At 33.0% G+C, this 21,219-nt stretch carries 22 protein-coding genes; 16 read left to right on the top strand and 6 right to left on the bottom strand.

Going from position 1 to position 21,219, the window contains the following annotated elements; genetic code table 11:
• The first annotated feature begins 253 nt into the window (after positions 1-253).
• A complete protein-coding gene (locus JOC75_RS20355) occupies positions 254-1,423 on the top strand; it encodes an MFS transporter (RefSeq protein WP_204955805.1) in 1,170 nt (389 codons plus the stop codon).
• A 96-nt stretch (positions 1,424-1,519) separates the two neighbouring features.
• Here the strand turns inward: JOC75_RS20355 and cysK are convergent, their stop codons facing one another.
• Positions 1,520-2,452, bottom strand: coding sequence for a cysteine synthase A (gene cysK, locus JOC75_RS20360; protein WP_204955806.1), 933 nt, complete (start codon positions 2,450-2,452; stop codon positions 1,520-1,522).
• Positions 2,453-2,877: 425 nt separating this feature from the next.
• Here cysK and thpR point away from each other — a divergent pair, with 425 nt between their 5' ends.
• The 7 genes from thpR (at position 2,878) to JOC75_RS20395 (ending at position 10,421) form a co-directional block, all read left to right on the top strand.
• Positions 2,878-3,471 (top strand): RNA 2',3'-cyclic phosphodiesterase, encoded by a 594-nt coding sequence (thpR, locus tag JOC75_RS20365; protein WP_204955807.1) that lies wholly within the window; start codon positions 2,878-2,880, stop codon positions 3,469-3,471.
• Positions 3,468-3,854 carry a CidA/LrgA family protein gene (locus JOC75_RS20370; protein ID WP_239589598.1) on the top strand — a complete coding sequence of 129 codons (387 nt, stop codon included), beginning with the start codon at positions 3,468-3,470 and terminating at the stop codon, positions 3,852-3,854. Before thpR ends, JOC75_RS20370 begins: the two co-directional genes overlap by 4 nt.
• A complete protein-coding gene (locus JOC75_RS20375) occupies positions 3,851-4,537 on the top strand; it encodes an LrgB family protein (RefSeq protein WP_204955809.1) in 687 nt (228 codons plus the stop codon). Before JOC75_RS20370 ends, JOC75_RS20375 begins: the two co-directional genes overlap by 4 nt.
• 242 nt (positions 4,538-4,779) lie before the next feature.
• Positions 4,780-5,736 carry an NERD domain-containing protein gene (locus JOC75_RS20380; protein ID WP_204955810.1) on the top strand — a complete coding sequence of 319 codons (957 nt, stop codon included), beginning with the start codon at positions 4,780-4,782 and terminating at the stop codon, positions 5,734-5,736.
• A 135-nt stretch (positions 5,737-5,871) separates the two neighbouring features.
• Positions 5,872-6,801 (top strand): diacylglycerol/lipid kinase family protein, encoded by a 930-nt coding sequence (locus tag JOC75_RS20385; RefSeq protein WP_204955811.1) that lies wholly within the window; start codon positions 5,872-5,874, stop codon positions 6,799-6,801.
• A gap of 193 nt (positions 6,802-6,994) precedes the next feature.
• A complete protein-coding gene (pulA, locus tag JOC75_RS20390; protein ID WP_204955812.1) occupies positions 6,995-9,124 on the top strand; it encodes a type I pullulanase in 2,130 nt (709 codons plus the stop codon).
• A gap of 487 nt (positions 9,125-9,611) precedes the next feature.
• The gene (locus JOC75_RS20395) at positions 9,612-10,421 is read left to right on the top strand and encodes a phosphotransferase (protein WP_204955844.1); all 810 of its coding nucleotides are present in this window, start codon (positions 9,612-9,614) and stop codon (positions 10,419-10,421) included.
• Here the strand turns inward: JOC75_RS20395 and JOC75_RS20400 are convergent.
• Entirely contained in the window at positions 10,412-10,690 is a 279-nt protein-coding gene (locus JOC75_RS20400; protein ID WP_204955813.1) for a YtzH-like family protein, read from the bottom strand. The two genes, JOC75_RS20395 and JOC75_RS20400, sit on opposite strands and share 10 nt — an antisense overlap.
• 253 nt (positions 10,691-10,943) lie before the next feature.
• On the opposite strand from JOC75_RS20400, the gene trmB reads away from it, so the two are divergent.
• Both trmB and JOC75_RS20410 read left to right on the top strand, forming a co-directional pair.
• The gene (gene trmB / locus JOC75_RS20405) at positions 10,944-11,594 is read left to right on the top strand and encodes a tRNA (guanosine(46)-N7)-methyltransferase TrmB (protein WP_204955814.1); all 651 of its coding nucleotides are present in this window, start codon (positions 10,944-10,946) and stop codon (positions 11,592-11,594) included.
• Between the two features lie 234 nt (positions 11,595-11,828).
• Complete coding sequence (locus tag JOC75_RS20410; RefSeq protein WP_338036615.1) at positions 11,829-12,674, top strand: YtnP family quorum-quenching lactonase; 846 nt, start codon at positions 11,829-11,831, stop codon at positions 12,672-12,674.
• Between the two features lie 166 nt (positions 12,675-12,840).
• Here JOC75_RS20410 and JOC75_RS20415 read toward each other — a convergent pair whose 3' ends face one another.
• The gene (locus JOC75_RS20415) at positions 12,841-13,152 is read right to left on the bottom strand and encodes a PepSY domain-containing protein (protein WP_204955815.1); all 312 of its coding nucleotides are present in this window, start codon (positions 13,150-13,152) and stop codon (positions 12,841-12,843) included.
• Positions 13,153-13,333: 181 nt separating this feature from the next.
• Here JOC75_RS20415 and JOC75_RS20420 point away from each other — a divergent pair, with 181 nt between their 5' ends.
• Positions 13,334-14,407 (top strand): M42 family metallopeptidase, encoded by a 1,074-nt coding sequence (locus JOC75_RS20420; protein ID WP_204955816.1) that lies wholly within the window; start codon positions 13,334-13,336, stop codon positions 14,405-14,407.
• Between the two features lie 64 nt (positions 14,408-14,471).
• Positions 14,472-14,984 (top strand): DUF84 family protein, encoded by a 513-nt coding sequence (locus JOC75_RS20425; RefSeq protein ID WP_204955817.1) that lies wholly within the window; start codon positions 14,472-14,474, stop codon positions 14,982-14,984.
• A 361-nt stretch (positions 14,985-15,345) separates the two neighbouring features.
• On the opposite strand, the gene JOC75_RS20430 is transcribed toward JOC75_RS20425, so the two are convergent.
• Both JOC75_RS20430 and JOC75_RS20435 read right to left on the bottom strand, forming a co-directional pair.
• Positions 15,346-16,401, bottom strand: a complete 1,056-nt coding sequence (locus JOC75_RS20430) for an alpha/beta fold hydrolase (protein WP_204955818.1) — start codon at positions 16,399-16,401, stop codon at positions 15,346-15,348.
• Entirely contained in the window at positions 16,394-17,047 is a 654-nt protein-coding gene (locus JOC75_RS20435) for a magnesium transporter CorA family protein (RefSeq protein WP_204955819.1), read from the bottom strand. The genes JOC75_RS20430 and JOC75_RS20435 overlap by 8 nt, the downstream gene beginning before the upstream one ends.
• Positions 17,048-17,331: 284 nt before the next feature.
• Between JOC75_RS20435 and JOC75_RS20440 the strand changes: the two genes are divergently transcribed.
• Positions 17,332-17,568 (top strand): hypothetical protein, encoded by a 237-nt coding sequence (locus tag JOC75_RS20440; RefSeq protein ID WP_204955820.1) that lies wholly within the window; start codon positions 17,332-17,334, stop codon positions 17,566-17,568.
• 99 nt (positions 17,569-17,667) lie between these two features.
• Here JOC75_RS20440 and JOC75_RS20445 read toward each other — a convergent pair whose 3' ends face one another.
• Positions 17,668-18,108 carry a YtoQ family protein gene (locus tag JOC75_RS20445; RefSeq protein WP_204955821.1) on the bottom strand — a complete coding sequence of 147 codons (441 nt, stop codon included), beginning with the start codon at positions 18,106-18,108 and terminating at the stop codon, positions 17,668-17,670.
• Positions 18,109-18,435: 327 nt separating this feature from the next.
• Between JOC75_RS20445 and JOC75_RS20450 the strand changes: the two genes are divergently transcribed.
• The 3 genes from JOC75_RS20450 to JOC75_RS20460 all read left to right on the top strand — a co-directional run bounded on the left by JOC75_RS20450 (position 18,436) and on the right by JOC75_RS20460 (position 20,754).
• Positions 18,436-18,939, top strand: a complete 504-nt coding sequence (locus tag JOC75_RS20450) for a hypothetical protein (RefSeq protein WP_204955822.1) — start codon at positions 18,436-18,438, stop codon at positions 18,937-18,939.
• Positions 18,940-19,237: 298 nt separating this feature from the next.
• The gene (locus tag JOC75_RS20455; RefSeq protein WP_204955823.1) at positions 19,238-19,555 is read left to right on the top strand and encodes a thioredoxin family protein; all 318 of its coding nucleotides are present in this window, start codon (positions 19,238-19,240) and stop codon (positions 19,553-19,555) included.
• Between the two features lie 389 nt (positions 19,556-19,944).
• Positions 19,945-20,754: a DUF1444 domain-containing protein gene (locus JOC75_RS20460; protein ID WP_239589600.1), complete on the top strand. Its 810-nt coding sequence runs from the start codon at positions 19,945-19,947 to the stop codon at positions 20,752-20,754.
• Positions 20,755-21,219: the final 465 nt, after the last annotated feature.

Consider the following 21,219-nt stretch of genomic DNA (forward strand, 5'->3'; position numbering starts at 1 on the left):
TGGTAGGATAAATATGGAATTTTATAAAGGTAACTCAAAAGAACTCTTCTCTTTAAAAATATTCTATTTTAAAGTAGGTTATTTAGAGATCGTTATTTGAGTGTACCTTTTCTTTTTATTTTTTGGCTATGTTACAGCATAATGTTGATTTTTAGCACTTTGTTGATTGAAGCATAATACCGGTAACGGACATCAACAGCAATGTTTTAACAGTGCCTATCTTTTAAGAAGCTATGTAGAAAGAAGGAACATTATGGGTTACTCATTACCACAGCAAGAAGCTAGAGCTATTAATAGGAATTTTTATTTGTATTACTTTTTTATTTTTTTTGGCTTTGGTTCTCTTTTTCCATTATTATCAGTTTACTTAAACGATGTGATTGGTTTAACAGGAAGTCAGATTGGAACAATTATGTCTTTAAGCCCTGTTATTATGATTCTAGTTCAGCCGCTTTGGGGTGTATTAAGTGATATGACTCAGCGGCCAACTTATTTGCTAACCATTGCGTTAATTTTCACAGCAATTTTTGGCTTGGTTTATTCATATGTCGCTAATTATTCATGGATTATCATTATTGCTATTCTCCTAGCGATAACACAAAGTGCTCTTATTCCTTTATCAGATAGTATTGCTATGAACTATGTCCAAAAAACTAAGGCTCAATATGGATCTATACGCCTTTGGGGAGCAGTAGGCTTTGCTGTTTCTGTGTTAATTGTTGGTTGGATTTCAGATTTAACTAATTTGTCTATCATTTTTTATGGTTTCTCTATCACATTAGTCATTGCGTGTGTATTTGCTTGGAGATTGCCTAAAGAAAATCAATCAATGAAGATTAGTATAAAAGATGGATTAAAAGAGCTTTCAAATGTACCGAGGTATTTTATCTTTCTGTTTGTCACATTTTTAGTATTAGGACCTATATTAGCTAACAATATCTATTTTGGTATATTAATCTCAGAAGTTGGTGGAGGATTAACTGGGATTGGTATTGCTTTTCTCCTCGCTGCGGGAAGTGAAGCACCCTTTATGAAAGTTGCGGGAAGAATGATTGCGAAGATGGGAATCATTAAGATCATTATTTTGGCAACGATTGTTTCTGCACTTCGATGGTTTTTATATTTTATTGAACCACCATTATATGTTATTTATCTATCAACCATTGCCCAAGGATTTTCCGTTGGATTATTCATACCAGCTGCTATTCAGTATGTAAGGGATTTAGCTCCAAAAAAAGTAGGGGCAACAGCTATTTCACTATACTCTGCTATTGGCAATGGGTTAGGAAATTGGTTTTGTACATTTGTTGGAGGGTTAATCATGGAAGCTTATACGGTCATGCATGTGTATTTATTTTTTGGTTGCTTGTCAACAATAGCGATTCCTGTATTAATCTGGTTTCAGTATAGTAAAAAAACATAAGGTTTTTTCTTTTTGGTTTCCATCCGAATACAGCTAAATGTAAATGTAAAAAGGAGAGAAATTATTTTTCTCTCCTTAAGTGCGCAAGCTTATTCTCTATTCAAATGAGAATACGTCACTTGATAAATATCGCTCACCTGTGTCACATACGATGCAGACAACAACATCATTAGGTGTTAGTCGCTTTGCTACCTCAATCGCAGCATAACATGCAGCACCTGATGATGGACCAACTAATAGACCTTCCTCACGCGCTAGTTTTCTTGTTATATCATATGCTTGCTCATCTTCTATTTTGAAAATTTCATCGTAGACATTTTGGTTTAAAATTGATGGAATAAAGCCGGGACTAGTCCCAACTAACTTATGCATTCCAGGCTTACCACCTGATAGGACTGGTGATCCAGCTGGTTCTACAACATGAACTGATAAATCTTTGTAGTGCCCTTTTAAGGCTTCACCTGTGCCAGTAATCGTCCCTCCTGTACCAGCAGTTGCAACAAAGGCTGAAAGAGGTTTTCCTATCTCATCCATTGCATCAATGATTTCCCTAGCTGTCGTCAAACGGTGTGCGTCAGGATTTGCACTGTTGTCAAACTGCATTGGCATAAAGGCATTTGGTATTTCCTTCGTTAACTGCTCTGCTTTTCTTATTGAACCTGGCATCTTTTCATCACCAGGTGTTAACACAACTTCTGCTCCATATGCCTTTAAAAGATTAATTCGTTCTAAAGTCATAGTATCTGGCATAACGAGTATCGCTTTATATCCACGAGCAGCTGCATTCATCGCAATCCCAATACCAGTATTTCCACTTGTTGGTTCAATAATCGTTGAATTGGGCTTTAATAGGCCTTGTTTCTCAGCTTCTATAATCATATTATAAGCAGCACGATCTTTTACACTTCCACTAGGATTGAAAAATTCTAATTTTAAGTAGATGGCTGCACCTTCTTTTGGATTTATTCGATTTAATTTAACTAAAGGTGTATTTCCAATTAATTCTGCAACATTATTTACAACTTTCATTACTTCACATCCCTTTTTATTTCTTGCTCTTAAACCTGTAGATTGATTTCTGCTAAGGCTAAAAATCAATCTACAGGTTATCATAAGCCATTCTTTATCAAATACTTTTGTAACCAGTCTAATTAAAGTATTTCTATATAATGTTGAACCTATCAATAAAATTATATTATACCAAAACATAATTTCATATGAAAATACGAGGATTAGCCTTTAGTTATATGTTTCTTTGTAGGATCATTAGAATCTATTTCTTATACTTTTAATACACAGATATGTGGGATAAAATATAGTAATAAATAGTGGTCATTTCTTAACGGTTGATATTAAATTTAGGTAGCATCATTTTAAAGTCTAGTGGTAGATGCTTATTAATAACATTACGATGTCTTTTAACAGCAAAAGCCTTAAGAAAAGGGGTTTAGTTTATGCAAAAACAGAATAACACTCATTTTTTTATTGCAGTTCCAATAGATGAGTACAATAAAGAAATCATACATAAATGGATTTTGTTTAATAAAGAGGATTTACCATTCAAATCATGGGTTCATCCAGAGGACTACCATATTACATTAGCATTTTTAGGACATGTAGAGGAAACAGAAAAGCTGGAGAAACTAAAATTAATCTTACACGAAACTACTTCAGTTTATTCACCTTTTCTATTGAATTTAAATGGAATTGATACATTTGGAAAACAGGAACACCCTAGGATTTTATGGATTTCTTTAGAAGAATCTGCTGCTTTAGCTGATTTGCAACAAAAAGTATATAATGTTTGTAAAGATATTGGAATTCATCTTGATTCAAAACCATTTCGCCCACATATTACAATTGCACGAAAATGGATATCGGAAGATAATTTCATTAAACCGATAGATTATGAAGAGCACTTTACAAAAAGTACAAAAAATTCCTTATATGTTGAACAAATTAACCTCTATCAAACACATCTCAATAGAGCTCCAAAGTATGAAGTGAAAGTCAATTTTCCTTTTCTAAACAAGGAGAAATGGGGATGAATATAGTTAAAATTTCATTTCAAATTATTCTGCTGTATGGAATCTATTTAATAGGTGAATATATTCAAACTGCAAGCCAAATTCCCGTGCCAGGAAGTATTATAGGAATGCTACTACTATTTACTGCACTGCACTTTAAATTTATAAAAAGGAAATGGTTTTCACTGGGAGGAACCTTTTTACTAAAGCATTTACCTTTATTATTTATCCCGGCGACTGTAGGGGTTATCGATTATCTCGAGCTATTTAAGGGAAAAGGCTTATTAACAATAGCTATTGCCTTTATAAGTACTTTTATTGTAATGGTTACGTCCTCTTTAATTAGTGATTTTATATTAACTAAAGGTGAAGAAATGAAAAAGGATAGAGGACTGTCATTATGAAGATCATTCTTGGTATTTTCTTTATTATTATGACAATTTCTTTATATGCGCTGATGAAAAAAGTGTATGTTCACTTTAAATACCCGATTCTGGTCCCAATTTTCACGGCTAGTTTTATTGCAGTTTGTTTTTTACTTACTTTAAAAATACCTTATACAAGTTATATGTACGGTGGAAAGTGGATTGATGGACTTTTGGGTCCAGCAGTTGTAGCTTTAGCTATTCCATTATATGATCATCGGAAGCTGATAAAAAGTAACGTAGTCAATATCTTTATTAGCGTATTTATAGGATCGCTAATTGGAGTGATAAGTGGAGTCATATTGAGTGTGATAGTTGGTGTTAATAAGGAGCTATTGTACTCAATTGCGCCTAAGTCTGTGACTACTCCCATTGCGATGGAAATAAGTGAATTACTTGGTGGTACGCCAGCTATGGCTGCTGTTTACGTTATGGTAGCTGGTATATCGGGAGCTGTGATGGGTCCCTTTGTATTAAAAACGCTGAAAATAAAGAATTCCATCTCAAAAGGAATTGGATTTGGTACTGCTTCACATGGTATAGGAACAGCAAGAGCTCTTGAAATGGGGAGTGTAGAAGGTGCTGTCAGTTCTATTGCATTAACTATAAGTGCAATTTTCACTAGCGTTTTATGTCCTGTTATATTATCTTTTATCAACTAAAAATAATCACAACTATATTTATGAATAACACTCTTTTTGAAGGCTCTTTTCTTAAAGATTATTGCTAATTATCTGTTAGAACAAGTGTTTTATCGAATAAAAGGGACAATCTGTAGAAGAAAAGATGCCACTAGAATTTATACAGAGGTGTTTCGGATAGGATGCTAAAAATAACAAAGTTTACGAAAACAGCCTAATTAGATTATTTATTGTTTTATAGATCCTGAGGAGTTGAAAATCGATTGGCACAATTAATTAAACTATATGATTATATTTCACGATATGAAATTGATGCTTTTCGTTATCCAAGTCAATTTATCCGTTTGAAAAGACAGCAGTGGGATAAGGTATCAAAAGCATGGGAAAACAATATGTTTCACACAGTAATGAAAGTTAGTGAAATCCAAATAGAGCAAGAAGAAGAAAAACAAACTTTTCTACAAAAAGTGAAAAATCGGTTTTCAAAAGATGAGGTTGAGATAGAACAGCAAGAGATTAAGCCACTAGTAAATGAGGCAGCTCTTGATGACGAAGAATTGCAGTTTCAGTTTACAACAATTCCGAAAACTGTGGATGATTTGAAACACTTGTTTTTAGATTATATTTTTCGGTTTCAAATAAGGTGGGCAAGCTCAACAATAAGAGAAAAATCCTCTGTTGATATAGCGATCTACAGAGACAAATATCTTCCTTATTTCATGAAACGCCTTCCTGATCAGTTTCTATTACTATATCGTCCAATTTTTAAATTGAAAAATGCACCTGTTGAATTAGAGATTATTCTAATTGGAACAACAGAAATATATTGTCTGTCCTTTGTTGAGCAGCTAGATGAAGCTATTTTCACAGGATCAAAGGAGAAGTTTTGGGTTGTGAGAAGAGGAGAACATGAAAAGAAATTTTTAAATCCTCTCATTAGCTTAAATCGGACGGGAACAGTTGTAGAGAAACTTCTTTCTTCACAAGGGGTAGAACTTCCTGTAAAAAAATTAATTATTAGTCGAAATGGATATATCGATTATCCGTTTGCTCCTTACGATATTACTATTTTAGATAAACGCACATATGAAAACTGGTTTCAAAGATTACGACAATCTTCTGCACCACTCAAGCACGCTCAGTTAAAAGCAGCACAGGTGTTATTGTCTCACTGTCTAACAAATTCCTACTATCGATCAGAATGGGATGAATCTAATTGATTTCTCGAGGAAGGGTATTTTGTAAGGCTCTTACTCGAGAGCCTTGACAAGCCTTATTTAAAGAAAAGAGCTTCTATAAAACTAGAACATAATAGGTTAACATACATAAAATAATATGGATAATGGAGCCATAACATGAATGGATTATTTTTTATTATTAATATAAAAGCTGGTCATGGTAAATCATTGAAGACATGGAGAAAGGTGAAAAAAGAGCTTGAGAAAAATAAAGTATCTTATCGCTCCTTTTATACTGAATATGCAGGACATGCAGAGGTTCTTGTTAGACAAATTGCAGCTATCCAAAACTATCGTTTAAAAACCATTATTGGTATTGGTGGGGATGGAACCATCAATGAAATAATTAATGGCTTAACTCCAGTAAATAAAATTCAAATAGGTTTTATTTATGCAGGAAGTGGAAAAGATTCTTCTAGAGGAACGAAACTACCGAGTAATTCAATTAAGGCAGTTAAATATTTAAGACAACAATTTACAAAGCCATTAGCATCTATGGACCTTGGAGATTTTCATTTAGAAAGAAAAGGCTCAAGCAGAGCATTTATTAATCGTTTTGGGATTGGATTAAATGCTGAATTAGTTGATACAAAAGCCAAAACATTAACAAACACAAGTAAATCTTTTTTAATAAAGCGTATTAAGTTTATGACAAGCTTAATTAAGGTACTATTGAATTATCAGCCTTTTGACATACACATGACAATAGATGGAGAGCTCATTAGTTACGAAAATGTATGGTTTATTACCATTTCAAATCGTCCTAATACACAATGGAATATGCTTATTTCACCTAAAGCTAATTCAAATGATGGATATATAGATGTAGCGGTTGTTAGTGATATTAATAGATATCAACTTTTTCTTATGTTATTGACACCAATTTTTAGTAAGAAATTAAAGAGAAAAGCTGTGAAGGAGACCATTTGTCAAGAAGTAGCAGCACGATCTGAAGTGAATATCCTGTTACATGCCGATGGTGATGTTGTAGGGGAATGCCCAGTGAAAATATCTGTAAAAAAGTCGCATGCTTCAATTATTATTTAGGGACGTTATAGTATATTTTTAATTTAGTAGGCTTTGGTAAAACTCAGGTGTAGGTTGAGTGAATGCATGTGAGTTGAAGCAATAAATAGTAACTAAACCAAAATAAAGAGCGTTTTCAATCCAATTTTCATCTAATTAAGCTGTATAGAGCTCTATTTGTCATAAATAAAAACTCTCGTCTGGAGGGCATAACATGTTAAGTATAAATAGGTCATTTGAAGCGTTCTTAGATACGATGGATGAAATAACGATTCTTATCCCAATCGATCAAGATTGTGAAGATAAAACCTTCTATCTTAAGTTAGAAGACTATAGTGAAGCATTATTAATTAAAGAAAAAGTATTTATAGAAGGCTATATAAAATATATATGTAAGCCAGATTGCGATATTGAATTTGGTAAAACATACAATATTGTTGATGATGATGGAAGCGAAACAGATTTGCAAATAGGAGCTGTTATTCGGTTAAATGAATTTGACAACATGTTTGCTTATGAAGGTCATGATCTAGGTGTTACCTATTTCAATGAGAAAATAATCTGTAAAGTATGGGCTCCAACTGCAACAGAAGTTAAGCTTAGACTTTATGATCAAAACATCAACGAGTATGGAACATATGAGATGGTAAGGTGTGAAAAAGGAACCTGGTCAATCACTCTTGAAGGTGATTACGAAAAAAGCTATTATACGTTTCTCACCTGTATAAATTTAATGTGGAATGAAGTCATTGATCCTTATGCAAAAGCTGTATCAATAAATGGATTATATGGTGTAATTATTAATAAAGAAAAAACAGCTATTCAAAAAATAAGTACCCCTCTCCTCGAAAATAAAACAGACGCAATTATATATGAAGCTCACATAAGAGATTTTTCAATTCATCCTGATAGTGGAATAGTGAATAAAGGACAATATGACGGCTGGTTAGAAACAGAAACACTCAATAGCTATGGTGATTCAACAGGTCTATCCTATTTGTCAGAGCTAGGTGTTACTCATATTGAGTTATTACCGATAAATGATTATGAAGAAGTAGATGAAACAAATCCACTAGATTCGTATAACTGGGGTTATAATCCTCTACATTTTTTTGCACCAGAAGGCAGCTATTCACAAAATCCAAGAGATCCTTATAAACGAATTATCGAGGTCAAAAAGCTCATTCAAAAGCTCCACGAATGTGGTTTTAAAGTTATTATAGATGTTGTATACAATCATGTTTATTCCAAGGAAAATTCATCTTTTGAGAAGCTACTACCAGGGTACTACTTTAGACATGATGAAAATGGATTTGCTTCAAATGGAACAGGCGTAGGAAATGATCTTGCTTCAGAACGAAGCATGGTAAGAAAGTTTATTCTTGATTGTGCTCAATATTGGTTAGAAGAATATGATGTTGATGGCTTTCGGTTTGACTTGATGGGGATTATGGATATTGACACAATGAAAGAGTTGCAGAGTAGAATTTTATCGATTAAAAAAGATGCATTTTTACTAGGAGAAGGCTGGGATTTAAATACTCCATTAGCAGGTGATAAGAAAGCAACGATTGCCAATGCGAATACAATTCCCAAAATCAGCTTTTTCAATGATCAGTTCAGAGATGTGATCAAAGGTAGTACATTTAGTGTGGATGATTGTGGATTTGTTTACACTAATTTAGAAAAATATGAACAAATGAAAAATATAATAAGTGGGTCTGCAAATATGTTTTTAGATCCTCACCAGTCAATAAATTACGTTGAATCACATGATAACCATACAATGTGGGATCGTTTCCAGCTTTACGCGCCTGACGAGGATAACAGGCTACGAGAAGCAAGACATCGATTAGCAACTAGTATCGTGCTTCTTTCGCAAGGAGTTCCTTTTATCCATGCAGCACAAGAATTCTTTAGAACAAAACAAGGTGTTGAAAATAGCTATAATTCATCAGATGAAATTAATTGGATCAATTGGAATGAGCGTTCTACTCATAAAGAAAATATTGAATATGTTAAAGAGCTAATACAACTGAGAAAGCTTCATGGAGCTTTCCGTTTACCATCTTCTTCTTTAATAAAAGAGCATTTATTATTTGATGATCGGGAGCAGGAATTGATTTGTTACCTTTTAAAAGATGTAAAAACACTAGGGCCTTGGAATTTCCTATATATTATTCACAATAATCACCCAGATGCTTCTTATTCAATAGAGCTTCCTTTGGGAGAAGGATGGAAAGAAATAGTTAATCCTCATAGGGTAGTATTATATAATCCATCACCAGTAAATAATCAGGTGGATATACGAGAATTAGGAACGTATGTTTTCTGTAAAAAGTAGGATTTCGACTTTTACTTGACGACCGTCATAATTAGGAGATAAAATTTAATAGGATGGCTATAGTGTACGTTCTATAATCACTATCAGCTATCTTTTTTATTTTTGGCTCTGTTAAACTTATTCGATTGATACTAGCTCCTTTAGAAGTAGAGGCAAGGTCATGATGAACTGTAACATATTCTTATTTATCAGCAAAAATCATTTTAGACAATGTAAGGCTTATCAAAGCTTTTAATAGAATGTTGTTGTACTTTTTATTAAAGAAAGTTACTATAAATTTTATGCTGAATTTGCGGATGTATTTTTGAAGTCAATATATATTAATAGCATAAGTAATATGTATAAGTTTTTTTACTTGATGTTTTAGAGTCTAGTTCAAGCGTCTGATGTGACTGTGAAATATAGAGTATTTATTAATTCTTGTGGTTGGAATAAAGATGCTTGTGCTTTTCAAATACTTATATGAAATGTTGGGTTGAAATTGAAGGTGAACTGGTTGGAAGAAGTATTAGGTAGCGAGTGGAAAATCACACCTGCTGGTGGTGCAACAGGTGATGCATATTTTGCAACAAAAGATGAACAGCAGCTTTTTCTAAAGCGTAACAGTTCTCCGTTTTTAGCTGTGCTTTCAGCAGAAGGTATTGTTCCAAAATTAATGTGGACGAAGCGGATGGAAAATGGAGATGTTATAACAGCCCAACATCGGCTTATTGGGAGAGAATTAAAAGCGGTAGATATGCATGGTCAGCATGTGGCTGAGCTTCTTCGAAAAATACATCGCTCTAAAGAGCTGTTGGATATGTTAAGAAGATTAGGAAAGCAACCGCTAACTCCTAACTCCATAATTGAAGATATACAGCAAGCGGTTGTTTTTGAGAAAATCGAGACCCCAGAAATTAGGGATGCTATTGATTTATTAATTGAGCAGCTTCCAGATGTACAATGTAATGACCAGGTTGTTTGTCATTGTGATGTTAATCATAATAATTGGTTAATATCTGAGGATAATCAGCTTTACCTAATCGATTGGGATGGAGCTATGATTGCTGACCCGGCTATTGATATAGGTATATTATTATATTGGTATATAGATGAAGCAGATTGGGAAGCATGGCTTTCAGCATACGGATTAGAGCTTAATTTAAACCTGAAAACGAGAATCTATTGGTATGTTCTATTACAAGCTATTACATCTTTTTTATGGTATCATGCAAAAAATAATAACAAAGAAATGGATAATTGGATCGAACATATTTCAATCATTATCAATAAGATCAAAAGCAGTTCTCAGGAATAAGTGTTAATATCTTCAACCCATTGAGATAGTTGTTCTTGATGTGATTGGATATGTTGATTTAACTCAGTTGAGTTTTTCCCTGACTGACTATAAGTATAAATGTCTTCAAGCATATTTTTCACATTAGGATTTGTGTTAGAGTTTACCATAAGGGATTTTATGACTCTTTCAAGTTGTTCACACTCTGCTACAGTTCCACAGCATTCGCTTTGATGCTCTGATAATATATCTTTTAGTAAATTTACTTGATCATGATATTGAATTGGCAAAATAAACACTCCTTTTCATAAAACATATAACTATAATTTGTCATTACTTGAGTAAAAATATACAGGTATAAATAGATGATATAAAAATTAGGAGGTTGACTTTATAGTCAGCCTCCTAGTTTTTAGTCTATCTGTAATATAGTTAGACAAAATTGCCACAAACTTAAAATTCGTTTTACACTTTTTCATACTTGATAACATGTACCATTCATGGTATCTTTTAGAACGATAATAAATCGATAGAGGTGTCTTCATGCGTTTACGTCATAAACCTTGGGCAAATGATTTTATTACAGAACATTCTCAATATGCTATTTCAAATCCAGAGCAATATAAAGGAAAATGGCACGAGATATTCGGTAATCATAACCCAATTCATATTGAAGTTGGTACTGGTAAAGGACAATTCTTAGCGGGAATGTCTCAACAAAATCCAGACATTAATTATATAGGAATTGAGCTTTTTGACAGTGTTATTGTAGCAGCAGTTCAAAAAGCAGTAGATTTACAACTTGAAAATTTCAAATTGTTAAATGTTAATGCAAAGGATTTATCAGAGTATTTTGATGAAAATGAAATTGATCGAGTATATTTAAATTTTTCCGATCCATGGCCTAAAGTTCGTCATGCAAAAAGACGTCTAACGTATAAGGATTTCTTATCTTTATATGAAAAGATATTAATAAAGGGTGGAGAAATTCACTTTAAGACTGATAACCAGGGATTATTTGAGTATTCTTTAATCAGCTTCTCGGAATATGGTTTACAGCTGAAATATCTAAGCTTAGATCTGCATAATAGTGATTTCGAAGGAAACATTATGACTGAGTATGAAGAAAAGTTCTCAGGCAAAGGTCAAAGAATTTATCGAGTTGAAGCAAAATACATGAATGAAGATATATAATATTTAGCTAGAGAAAACAGTGATATTCACTGTTTTTTTGTTTTTTCTTAAATAATTTCTGTGAATCCCCCTCTCATTTAAGATTATTCTCAATAGAATAGCTTGGTTTGCTTCAAGGTATTAAAACGTAAAACGAAAAGGTCAGTGCTTATGTAGAATTTACATAATGAGACCTAACTTCTCCTTTCCATCATAGAATATAGTTATGATAAGATAATAAAGGGAGGGATTTAAGTGGAAATACTTCAATTTGGTCAAACAAAAATCACATGGTTAGATGGTGGGGTAACATTTCTTGATGGTGGTGCAATGTTTGGTGTTGTGCCGAAACCGTTATGGTCTAAAAAATATCCGGTCAATGATAAAAATCAGATTGAATTAAGAACTGATCCTATGCTTGTGCAAAAAAATGGACTTAATGTTTTAATAGAAACAGGTGTTGGTTCTGGAAAGTTTAATGAAAAGCAGCTTAGAAATTATGGTGTAAGAGCAGAGTCAATGGTGGAAGAATCATTAAAGAAGTTAGGATTGGAAACAAATGATATTGATATTATTCTTATGACACATATGCATTTTGACCATGCATGTGGTTTAACAAAGTGGGAAAATGATAAGTTAATATCTGTTTTTCCGAACGCAAGAATTATTACCTCTTTTATTGAATGGGAAGAAATGAGAAATCCGAATATCCGATCACGTAATACATATTGGAAAGAAAATTGGGAAGCAATTCAACATCAAGTTGAAACATTTGAAACTTCGATCAAGATTATAGAAGGTATAGAAATGCATCATACTGGTGGTCATAGTGATGGTCATAGCGTAGTTATCCTTCAAGATGAGAAAGATACTGTTGTCCATATGGCTGATTTAATGCCAACACATGCACATAAAAATCCACTATGGGTCCTAGCCTATGATGATTATCCAATGACATCCATTGAAAATAAACAAAAATGGCTGGAGTTTGGGGAATCCCAAAATGCCTGGTTTATATTTTATCATGATGCATTTTACCGGGGAATAAAGTGGGATAAAGAAGGTAATATATTGGAAAAGGTAGAGCGTAATAGAGCTTAACTATTATAACAAAGGGGATGTAAAGTAAATCATCCCCTTTGTGAAAAACTCATTTATTATCAAATGGTAATATCGTATAATATTTAGTTGGCTAAGAAGAAGACTAGAAGCAATTCGATAATTTTTCAGTTAAGCAAAAAGTTTTATAGAATACATTCTGTCATGCTTAATGAAGCTGTTCAACGTGTACAATAACTCCAGTGTAGATATCGATATAAGCTTCATATTGCTCAAGTTGATTATCTACAGAGCGAGAAATACCAGCTTTATAAACTTCATATGTCAAATGATCATTAGAGTAGATTTCTGGGATTGTGTAAATCCATGATCCATCAATTGGACCTCTTTCTTTAAAGGCTTTTTTAACGATTGCAAGTGCCTTATCAGAAGAGATTTTCGATTGCTCCACTCGTTTTTTTACTAAATATGTACTTGTAATGCCAAGTCCTAAGCCTAATAAAAAATATTTACCTTTCATTTTGTCACCCCTTAATTTCGGTCATCGTATAAAATTTATACAGGATTGTGTTAATGCGTATATTTTTACAGTTTACATTATATCATGTTCAGATAAATCAATTGCATTCCAATGTTAGCAAAGCTAGAAAGTAGTTTATATAAGATCTTACCTAATATACATATTTGAAATGAGGGTTAATATGAATAAAGAAACGTTAGACATGTTTAAAACATTAACTGAATTACCAGGTGCACCTGGTAATGAGCATCAAGTAAGGAATTTTATGAAGCAAGAGCTTGCGCAGCTGTCAGATGAAATCGTCCAGGATAAACTCGGAAGTATCTTTGGCGTAAGGCGAGGTAACACAGGAGATCCAACAATTATGGTAGCAGGACATATGGATGAAGTAGGTTTTATGGTTACTGCGATAACTGATAATGGAATGCTACGCTTTCAACCACTTGGTGGCTGGTGGAGCCAGGTTTTATTAGCTCAAAGAGTACAAATTATTACAGATAATGGTCCAGTTATTGGTGTAATTGGTTCAATTCCACCCCATCTGTTAAGTGAAAGTCAACGTTCAAAGCCAATGGAAATAAAAAATATGTTAATTGATATTGGTGCAGATGATAAAGAGAATGCTAAAGAAATAGGTATAAAGCCAGGTCAACAAATAGTACCTGTATGTGATTTTACACCTCTAGCTAATCCGAAGAAGATATTAGCAAAAGCATGGGATAATCGTTATGGCTGTGGATTAGCAATTGAATTATTAAAGGAATTAAAGGGTGAAACGTTACCACATACTCTCTATTCTGGAGCAACTGTGCAAGAAGAGGTAGGTCTACGAGGAGCTCAAACAGCTGCAAATTTAATCAATCCTGATCTGTTTTTTGCATTAGATGCAGGACCTGCTAATGATATGAATGGAGATAAAAAAGAATTTGGGCATTTAGGAAAAGGTGCAGTACTTAGAATTCTAGATAGATCGATGGTAACTCATCGAGGGTTAAGAGAATTCGTCCTTGATTTAGCTGAGACACATAATATTCCATACCAATATTTTGTTTCACAGGGTGGTACAGATGCAGGAAGAGTACATGTTTCTAATCAAGGTGTGCCATCAATCGTGATTGGTGTTACATCTCGCTATATACATACATCTGGCTCAATCATGCATGTTGAGGATTATGCTGCAGCAAAAGAGCTATTGGTTCGTCTTGTAAGATCTTGTGATGCAACAACAGTGAAAACGATCAAGGATAATTCTTAATTGATTTTTTTACAAAATAGCAAGTATTAGCATTTGATAATAGAGTCTGATTGGAGTAGGAAATTTGATTATAGCAATTGGAACGAAGAACCCAACCAAAATCAATGCAGTTACAAATGCATTTTTCCAATATGTTAAAGGTGAGTTTATCTCTGTAAATGTTTCTTCAAACGTTTCTGATCAGCCACTATCTGACGAAGAAACGATGTTAGGCGCAATTAATCGTGCTAGAAATGCACGTGAAGCAGAGAAAGCGAATATAGGTGTCGGCTTAGAGGGTGGTCTTGTGAAAACTGAAGTTGGTTACTTTTTATGCAATTGGGGTGCACTTGTTGATAATAGCTTGCAGCCTGTTGTAGCTGGTGGAGCAAGAATTATTATTCCAAATGAAATAGGAGATCAAGTTTTTGCTGGTCAAGAGTTAGGTGATGTAATGGATAGCTATGTAAAAAAGCATAATGTTCGCCAAAATGAAGGAGCAATCGGTATCTTTACTAATGGTTTAGTTGATCGTACACAAATGTTTTCTGAGTTATCGACTTTATTAATTGGTCAATATTTATACAAAAATAGATAGCTATTAACACCCCCTTCTTAAAAAAAGTCAATGAGAAAGGGGGTTTTTTATTTTACGGGATTGTAAGAAAGGGAATTCGGCATGCAAAAGAGAGGGCATGGTCGACAATGATGTTAGAATGGTCTGCAAAGTGTAATGAGTGGTTTGGAAAAGAACAAACGGCGTGCAAAGCAGAGAACATGGTCGATAAGTAAGTCAGGATGGTCGGAAAAGTGTAATCACTGGTTTGTAAGACGTAAAAAAGACATGTAAAAGATTGAACATAGTCACAGGTGAGCAGCAATGATCAGGAACGTCAATAAGCCTGGCTATGTTAAGGTTTTAACAAAGCCAAGCCATTATATTTCCTTTAAGGTGACACTTATAAAGGATCAGATCGTTGGGGCAGCCACTCGGATAAAAAAGAAGGTAATCCCTTATCAGTTGCGAGTGTAGTATGTCCTCCATTTACAAGAGAAAATGTTTTATCATTACTTGAAACAAAGTCAATTACGCGAATATTTTGCTCTTTTACGACAAGCTGATCTAAGTCTGTGGAGATAACAAGCAGATTTGCATGTATATTTTTTAGATCTGCTTTTTTATCATGAATATATAGCTCACCATTTATTAACTTATTTTCTTTTCCTAATTCATTGATGAGTTCTTTCATAGCAGCTCCTGTAAAAGGAATATGTTCAGATGTCCACTTATTTAGACGTTTCCATTTGTCAACGTATTCGTCATCATATGCTTTATTTAGTAAGGAAAGGTAAGGTGTGAAATAAATAGGACTTGTAACCATTCTCATTGCCCATTTGATCATTTTTGCTGGAATAATTCCAGTTGTTTCTAGTAAGCTAGTAATATCCAAGTGCCCCTCCTTAGTAGCTTGTGCGAGCTTATCAAAATAGGGAGCAGTTTCAAAATCAACTGGAGAGACAGATAAAATTAAATTTTTAATAGGTTCCTCAGCAATGGCTGCATACATTGTAGCAAGTGTTCCACCAAGACAATATCCAATAATGGTTATTTCTTTTGCATTAGAGTGACGAAGTGCCCTTTTGACCCCTTTTTGAATATAGTTAACAACATAGTCGCTTGCTGTTATATCCTGATCTTCATAGCCCGGTATACCAAAATCAAGTAAATACACATCAAAACCATTCGTTGTGAAGCTTTCAATCATACTATTGCCAGGAGCCATATCTAAAATATAGGGCTGATTTACTAACGAATAAACGAGAAATAATGGGATACTGTATTTTTTATTTGGCGAGGGATAATACCACAAGGTTGCTTTATTCTTTTTCCAAACAGCACTTCTGGGCGTTAAACCTACTTCAATTTCTGGGTTTGCTATTGCTTTGAAAAATCCCTGCCATCTCTTCATTTCTTGATCAAGATTATATTGATGACCGAGGTCAGACTTACCCATTTTTACTTCCACTATTTCTTATTTTTTCTTGAAGAAGTTTAGTAAGAAGATTATTTACTTCATTAAAGTCCACATTTGTTGTTGGTTGTAATAGTTGATCTAGTAGTTCTTGCTTTATATTTGCCATGTTAGAATTAGAATGGCTATCCTTTAGTTTTGAACAGATTGAGTGCTTTGACGTGATATCAATTACTGAATCTTTTAGTTTATCAATTTTTTTACAAACATGTTTATTTAGATATACATGTTTATTTTTCCATTGTTTTTTGCCTTTATGACAAGCTGGCTTTATATACTTGGTTGCATGGATTGCTTTTTTATCAATTTCCGTTTTAAGTTCTCTAAGTAGATGTATCGCTTCTTTAATTTCATCCTCAATATCATCTAACTTATCCTCTGATTGGACAATTAACTTACCTAGTCTTCCGATATCTTTCTTCGTTGGAAGGTTAAGCTGTGAAGATACTTCTTCCACATATTCTTGAATCGCCTCACTAATTTGAGCAATCACTTTACCACCTGAATTCATTGCCATAGCAATATCTTCATTATTAAGATTATCTTTAATAGATGTGTTTAAAGTATGTTCTAGTTTAAATCCAATCTGCTTTAGTAATTTGAACACATCAGTTGTTTTTTTACTCATTAAAATTATTCCTCCTTGATTGCTGTATTCAAATAAACATGCAAAACTGATAGGTTTATAAATACAAGCAACATTTTTCTATAGTATAAGAAGGTAGAATTGAATTAGTGCTTAAAATGATAGAAACACCCCTGCCTTTTTTTAAAATGAGCAATGTTATTCATTAAACTGTGAAGAGTGGACTGAAGTTTTTCTCTATTTAGTCAAAACCATCAATCACATCCTATTAACAATGAATAAGATATATTTGTTCGAATTTTTAGGAAAAGGAGTGATTTTATACTGTGAATAAAAATCAAATAAAAGATATATTTCAGGAATATGGGAATGAAAGAGTTTTTGAAAAAGTAGAATACATGAAGATTAATTTAGAAAAAATCGAAGGATTTAATCAAGATAGCTTGGAGGCCTTTTTTAATTTATTTGAGGTTGATGAAAATATGACAGGTGAACACTTTGTATTTCTATTTTGTATGTTTGCAACGTTTTATGAGAAGGAAAAGTTTCCTATTATCTTTTGATTAGCTCCTAACTAAGAAAGTATTAATTATTTATTTAGTTTTAGTGCCTAGCACAAGACGCCCACGAGCGAGCCGATAGGCGGGCGTCTTGTGTTATTTTTATTCAACTAGATACGAAAGTACAGCAAGTGCTTGTTCTACATTTTCAACCGTTACATTAGCTTTGTTTGATAGTTCCTTTAATGGATGGTGGAGTTGTTCAGGTCGAATGATAATAAGTGGCTTATTTAAGGAGATTGCTGTGCTTGCATCCATTGCAGTATTCCACTGTTTGTATTCTTTACCAAATAAAGCAATTACGATATCTGCTTTATTCATAAGTACACTTGTTCTGAAATTATTAATTCCTGAAGCCATATCATCCTTGATAATAGAGTTAGGCTGTTTGCCAAGTATATTTTCACCAATAGAGTCAGACAAATCGTGGTTTTCCATCGGTCCTACAAAATGAAATGGAAGTTGTTTGCTAGATGCTTCTTGTTTTATTTGATCTCTCCAGTTTGAATGTATTTCTCCTGCTAGATAAACAATAAATTCCATAAAATCCCTCCTAGATCAATATTACTCAATATTAACATATTTTTCACCCATTATTGTGATAGGTTACTCTACTTTTTCTTGTCACTTTTTTATGAAAAAGGTTATTATTAAATAGGTTCTTTTTTGGTTAACTAAATAATGCTACTTTTTAATAAGTATTTTCGTGAATCTTTTTTCAATAAACAATACCTAATGTAAGATCTTTTTATAAAGAAAGATAGTATCTTTAGGCTATAAAGCAATGTAATCATCGCATATTTAGGTCAATGGCAGCTAAAGAGCCTTTGAACCTATCTTTTCATTTATCAGTTTTTGAGGGGGATTGGTGTGAATAAATTATTTACCTTATGTTTTAGTTTTTTTTTAATTCTCACTTTAACAAGCTGTAATATCTCTGATGAAGATTTATCAAAAACAACGATCAATCAGGCAAAAATTGCTTTTGAAGAAAAACCTAAGAAACCCAATAAAGAAACAAAACTTTTTTCATATTATGTTCCGGAGAAATTTGAAATAAAAGAAACTAATAAATATAATGTAATACTTGAACAAGGAAAACAAAGCTATATTTTATTTGTGAATTTAAAGGAAAAAGTGAATAGCCAAGTTTCATATGAAGCCTTGTCAAAACAATATAAAAATCCTTTAATTTTAAAAACATTTGAAAACGAGGAAAAATTTGGTTATTTGTTTGTAGATGAGGTAGAGAAAAATCAGTATGAGATTACTGTAGGTATCGGTGGTACTAAGTTGACAACAGAAACCAATAAAAGTGACATTGAAGAAGATGCACAAAATATGATGGAAATTGTGAATTCAGTGAAAAAATAGGTTAAAGTGGATGACTCAAAAGGAGCTTACTTTTGCTTTTGTGTTATCCACTTTTATTTTATATTGAATATGTTAAAGCTTACTATTGATTTTAGATGCATGTAACGGAAATCAACCATAAAGATTAACCAGAGCTTCTATACTAATAACCTATGCTCCTTCATATATCTCTCAAGTTGGTTAACTGGAAACAGGATCGGCAATCATATACACTATAATGATAATAGCCTCAACCAATACAGATATAATGAACAAATAATTTAACCTTAGTAATCAAGCTAATGTGGAGGGAAATAATATGAAGAAATTACAGTCAATTGAAGAATATAAGAATGTTATACAGGAGAAGAATACTATTTTAATGTTTTCAGCTGATTGGTGTCCTGATTGCCGAATCATAGAACCAGTTTTACCAGAACTAGAACAGGAAAATACTGATTTTACATTCTACTATGTTGATCGTGATGAATATATTGAGCTTTGTCAAGAACTAGATGTTTATGGAATTCCTAGCTTTGTTGCATTTAATGATGGAAAAGAAACTGGTCGATTTGTTAATAAAGATAGAAAAACAAAGGAACAAATTCAAGAATTTATTGATTCGATTCACAATTAAATAAAAGCCTCTGTTAAACTTTGTTGTTGATTTCCGTTACAGGCATTCGCTTTCCGCGGGCGGTCCGGGAGCCTCCTCATAAGCTGCGCGCCTGAGGGGTCTCCCTTTGACACGCTTCTCTAAGCAGGAGTCTCATATATTCACCTCCAATCAACAATGTGCTAAAAATCAACATTAACCTTTAACATAGCCAAATAAAAAAACAACTGATTTATAAAAACAAATAATTCATATATGTCATTGATAAAGAGGTGTTAAGCACCTTGCTAGTAAGATTTGAAAGTATAATTCTGTAATAGTGTCTAGCTTCAGCAGCAATTGATGCTCCTTTAGTTTGTATGGTGATGTGCAAGGCGCTTTTGCTTTTCTAAAGAGGAGGAAAAGAAAAATTGAAGATGACTTCTAGAAAGTTAGTAGAGATGCTTAAGGAAAAGCTAAATAAACCCGAATGGCAATTCAATTATGATCGTGAAAAAGATACCTTAAGAGTTGAGGATTCTCAGTCAAATAAAGGTGTTACATTAACTTTACCAAGAATCATAGCAAAATGGGAAAATACAAAGGAACAAGCAATTGATGAGGTTGTGTATTATGTAAAAGAAGCACTTACTGTTATGAATGAGGAGCAGGAGATAACAGGGAAAGAAAGATCGGTTTATCCTGTTATTCGTTCAACATCCTTTCCATCAGAAAGCAATGAAGGAATTAAATTGTTTTATAGTGAGCATACAGCGGAAACAAGAATTTATTATGCACTGGACCTTGGAAAAACATATCGTTTAATCGATGAGAAAATGATAGAAAAAGAAGGTTGGACTAAGGAACAACTTAAAGAAATTGCCTTATTTAATGTTAGATCATTAAAGACAAGTGTTAAAGAAGATGTTGTAGCAGGTAACGTTTTTTATTTCCTTAATGCAAATGATGGATATGATGCAAGTAGAATTTTAAATGAAAGCCTTCTGCAATCTTTTGAAGAGAAAATTGAAGGTCAAATGGCTGTAGCTGTACCACATCAAGATGTACTTCTCATAGTTGATATAAGAAATGACACTGGTTATGATATATTAGCTCAGTTAACTATGAGTTTCTTTGCAAGTGGAACAATTCCAATTACGGCTTTATCATTTTTATATGAAGAAAAGAAGCTTGAGCCTATTTTTATATTAGGTAAAAATAAACCACACACTAACCAATAGATCCTTTTACGACCTGAACCCCAACAAGAAAAGGGTCAATAACGAATGGTATATTATAGCAGGAATTTTTCTGTTAGCTTTTTATTAATAAGTTTAGTGAAAATAAAAGAGGTAGCTCATACATGTGCATTAGTGAGCTATCCTCTTTTTTCTATTTTACCTGTTGCTAGTGATCTCAAGCGTGTACTAGTTAGTTATGAACACGGACAGTTTTTTAATTGACTAATAAAAAATAACAGTAGATTTTTTTCTTATCTACAAAACATGACATTTATTGATACAATAGTAAGCAGGATTATATGTTCTATTAGGATATATAAATTGAAATTCGAAAGTGAAAATCGGTTCTACGAAGATGAGCTCTGATTTATTAGAGTAATAATTGAAAGTACGGAAACTCGTTGTATGTTTCTGAGCTGGGTATTTAATTTCAATAAGGTTTAACAGATTCGTAGTATATACAAC

The sequence above is a fragment of the Metabacillus crassostreae genome, assembly GCF_016908395.1.
In the GTDB taxonomy this organism is placed as follows: Bacteria; Bacillota; Bacilli; order Bacillales; family Bacillaceae; genus Metabacillus; species Metabacillus crassostreae.

Bases quoted from the DNA above. Each gene is read 5' to 3' on its own strand.
- JOC75_RS20430 (WP_204955818.1), bottom strand. From the start codon at position 16,401: ATGGGTAAGTCTGACCTCGGTCATCAATATAATCTTGATCAAGAAATG.
- trmB (WP_204955814.1), top strand. From the start codon at position 10,944: ATGCGTTTACGTCATAAACCTTGGGCAAATGATTTTATTACAGAACAT.
- pulA (WP_204955812.1), top strand. From the start codon at position 6,995: ATGTTAAGTATAAATAGGTCATTTGAAGCGTTCTTAGATACGATGGAT.
- JOC75_RS20415 (WP_204955815.1), bottom strand. From the start codon at position 13,152: ATGAAAGGTAAATATTTTTTATTAGGCTTAGGACTTGGCATTACAAGT.
- JOC75_RS20370 (WP_239589598.1), top strand. From the start codon at position 3,468: ATGAATATAGTTAAAATTTCATTTCAAATTATTCTGCTGTATGGAATC.
- JOC75_RS20420 (WP_204955816.1), top strand. From the start codon at position 13,334: ATGAATAAAGAAACGTTAGACATGTTTAAAACATTAACTGAATTACCA.
- thpR (WP_204955807.1), top strand. From the start codon at position 2,878: ATGCAAAAACAGAATAACACTCATTTTTTTATTGCAGTTCCAATAGAT.
- JOC75_RS20445 (WP_204955821.1), bottom strand. From the start codon at position 18,108: ATGGAATTTATTGTTTATCTAGCAGGAGAAATACATTCAAACTGGAGA.
- cysK (WP_204955806.1), bottom strand. From the start codon at position 2,452: ATGAAAGTTGTAAATAATGTTGCAGAATTAATTGGAAATACACCTTTA.
- JOC75_RS20375 (WP_204955809.1), top strand. From the start codon at position 3,851: ATGAAGATCATTCTTGGTATTTTCTTTATTATTATGACAATTTCTTTA.
- JOC75_RS20355 (WP_204955805.1), top strand. From the start codon at position 254: ATGGGTTACTCATTACCACAGCAAGAAGCTAGAGCTATTAATAGGAAT.
- JOC75_RS20435 (WP_204955819.1), bottom strand. From the start codon at position 17,047: ATGAGTAAAAAAACAACTGATGTGTTCAAATTACTAAAGCAGATTGGA.
- JOC75_RS20385 (WP_204955811.1), top strand. From the start codon at position 5,872: ATGAATGGATTATTTTTTATTATTAATATAAAAGCTGGTCATGGTAAA.
- JOC75_RS20455 (WP_204955823.1), top strand. From the start codon at position 19,238: ATGAAGAAATTACAGTCAATTGAAGAATATAAGAATGTTATACAGGAG.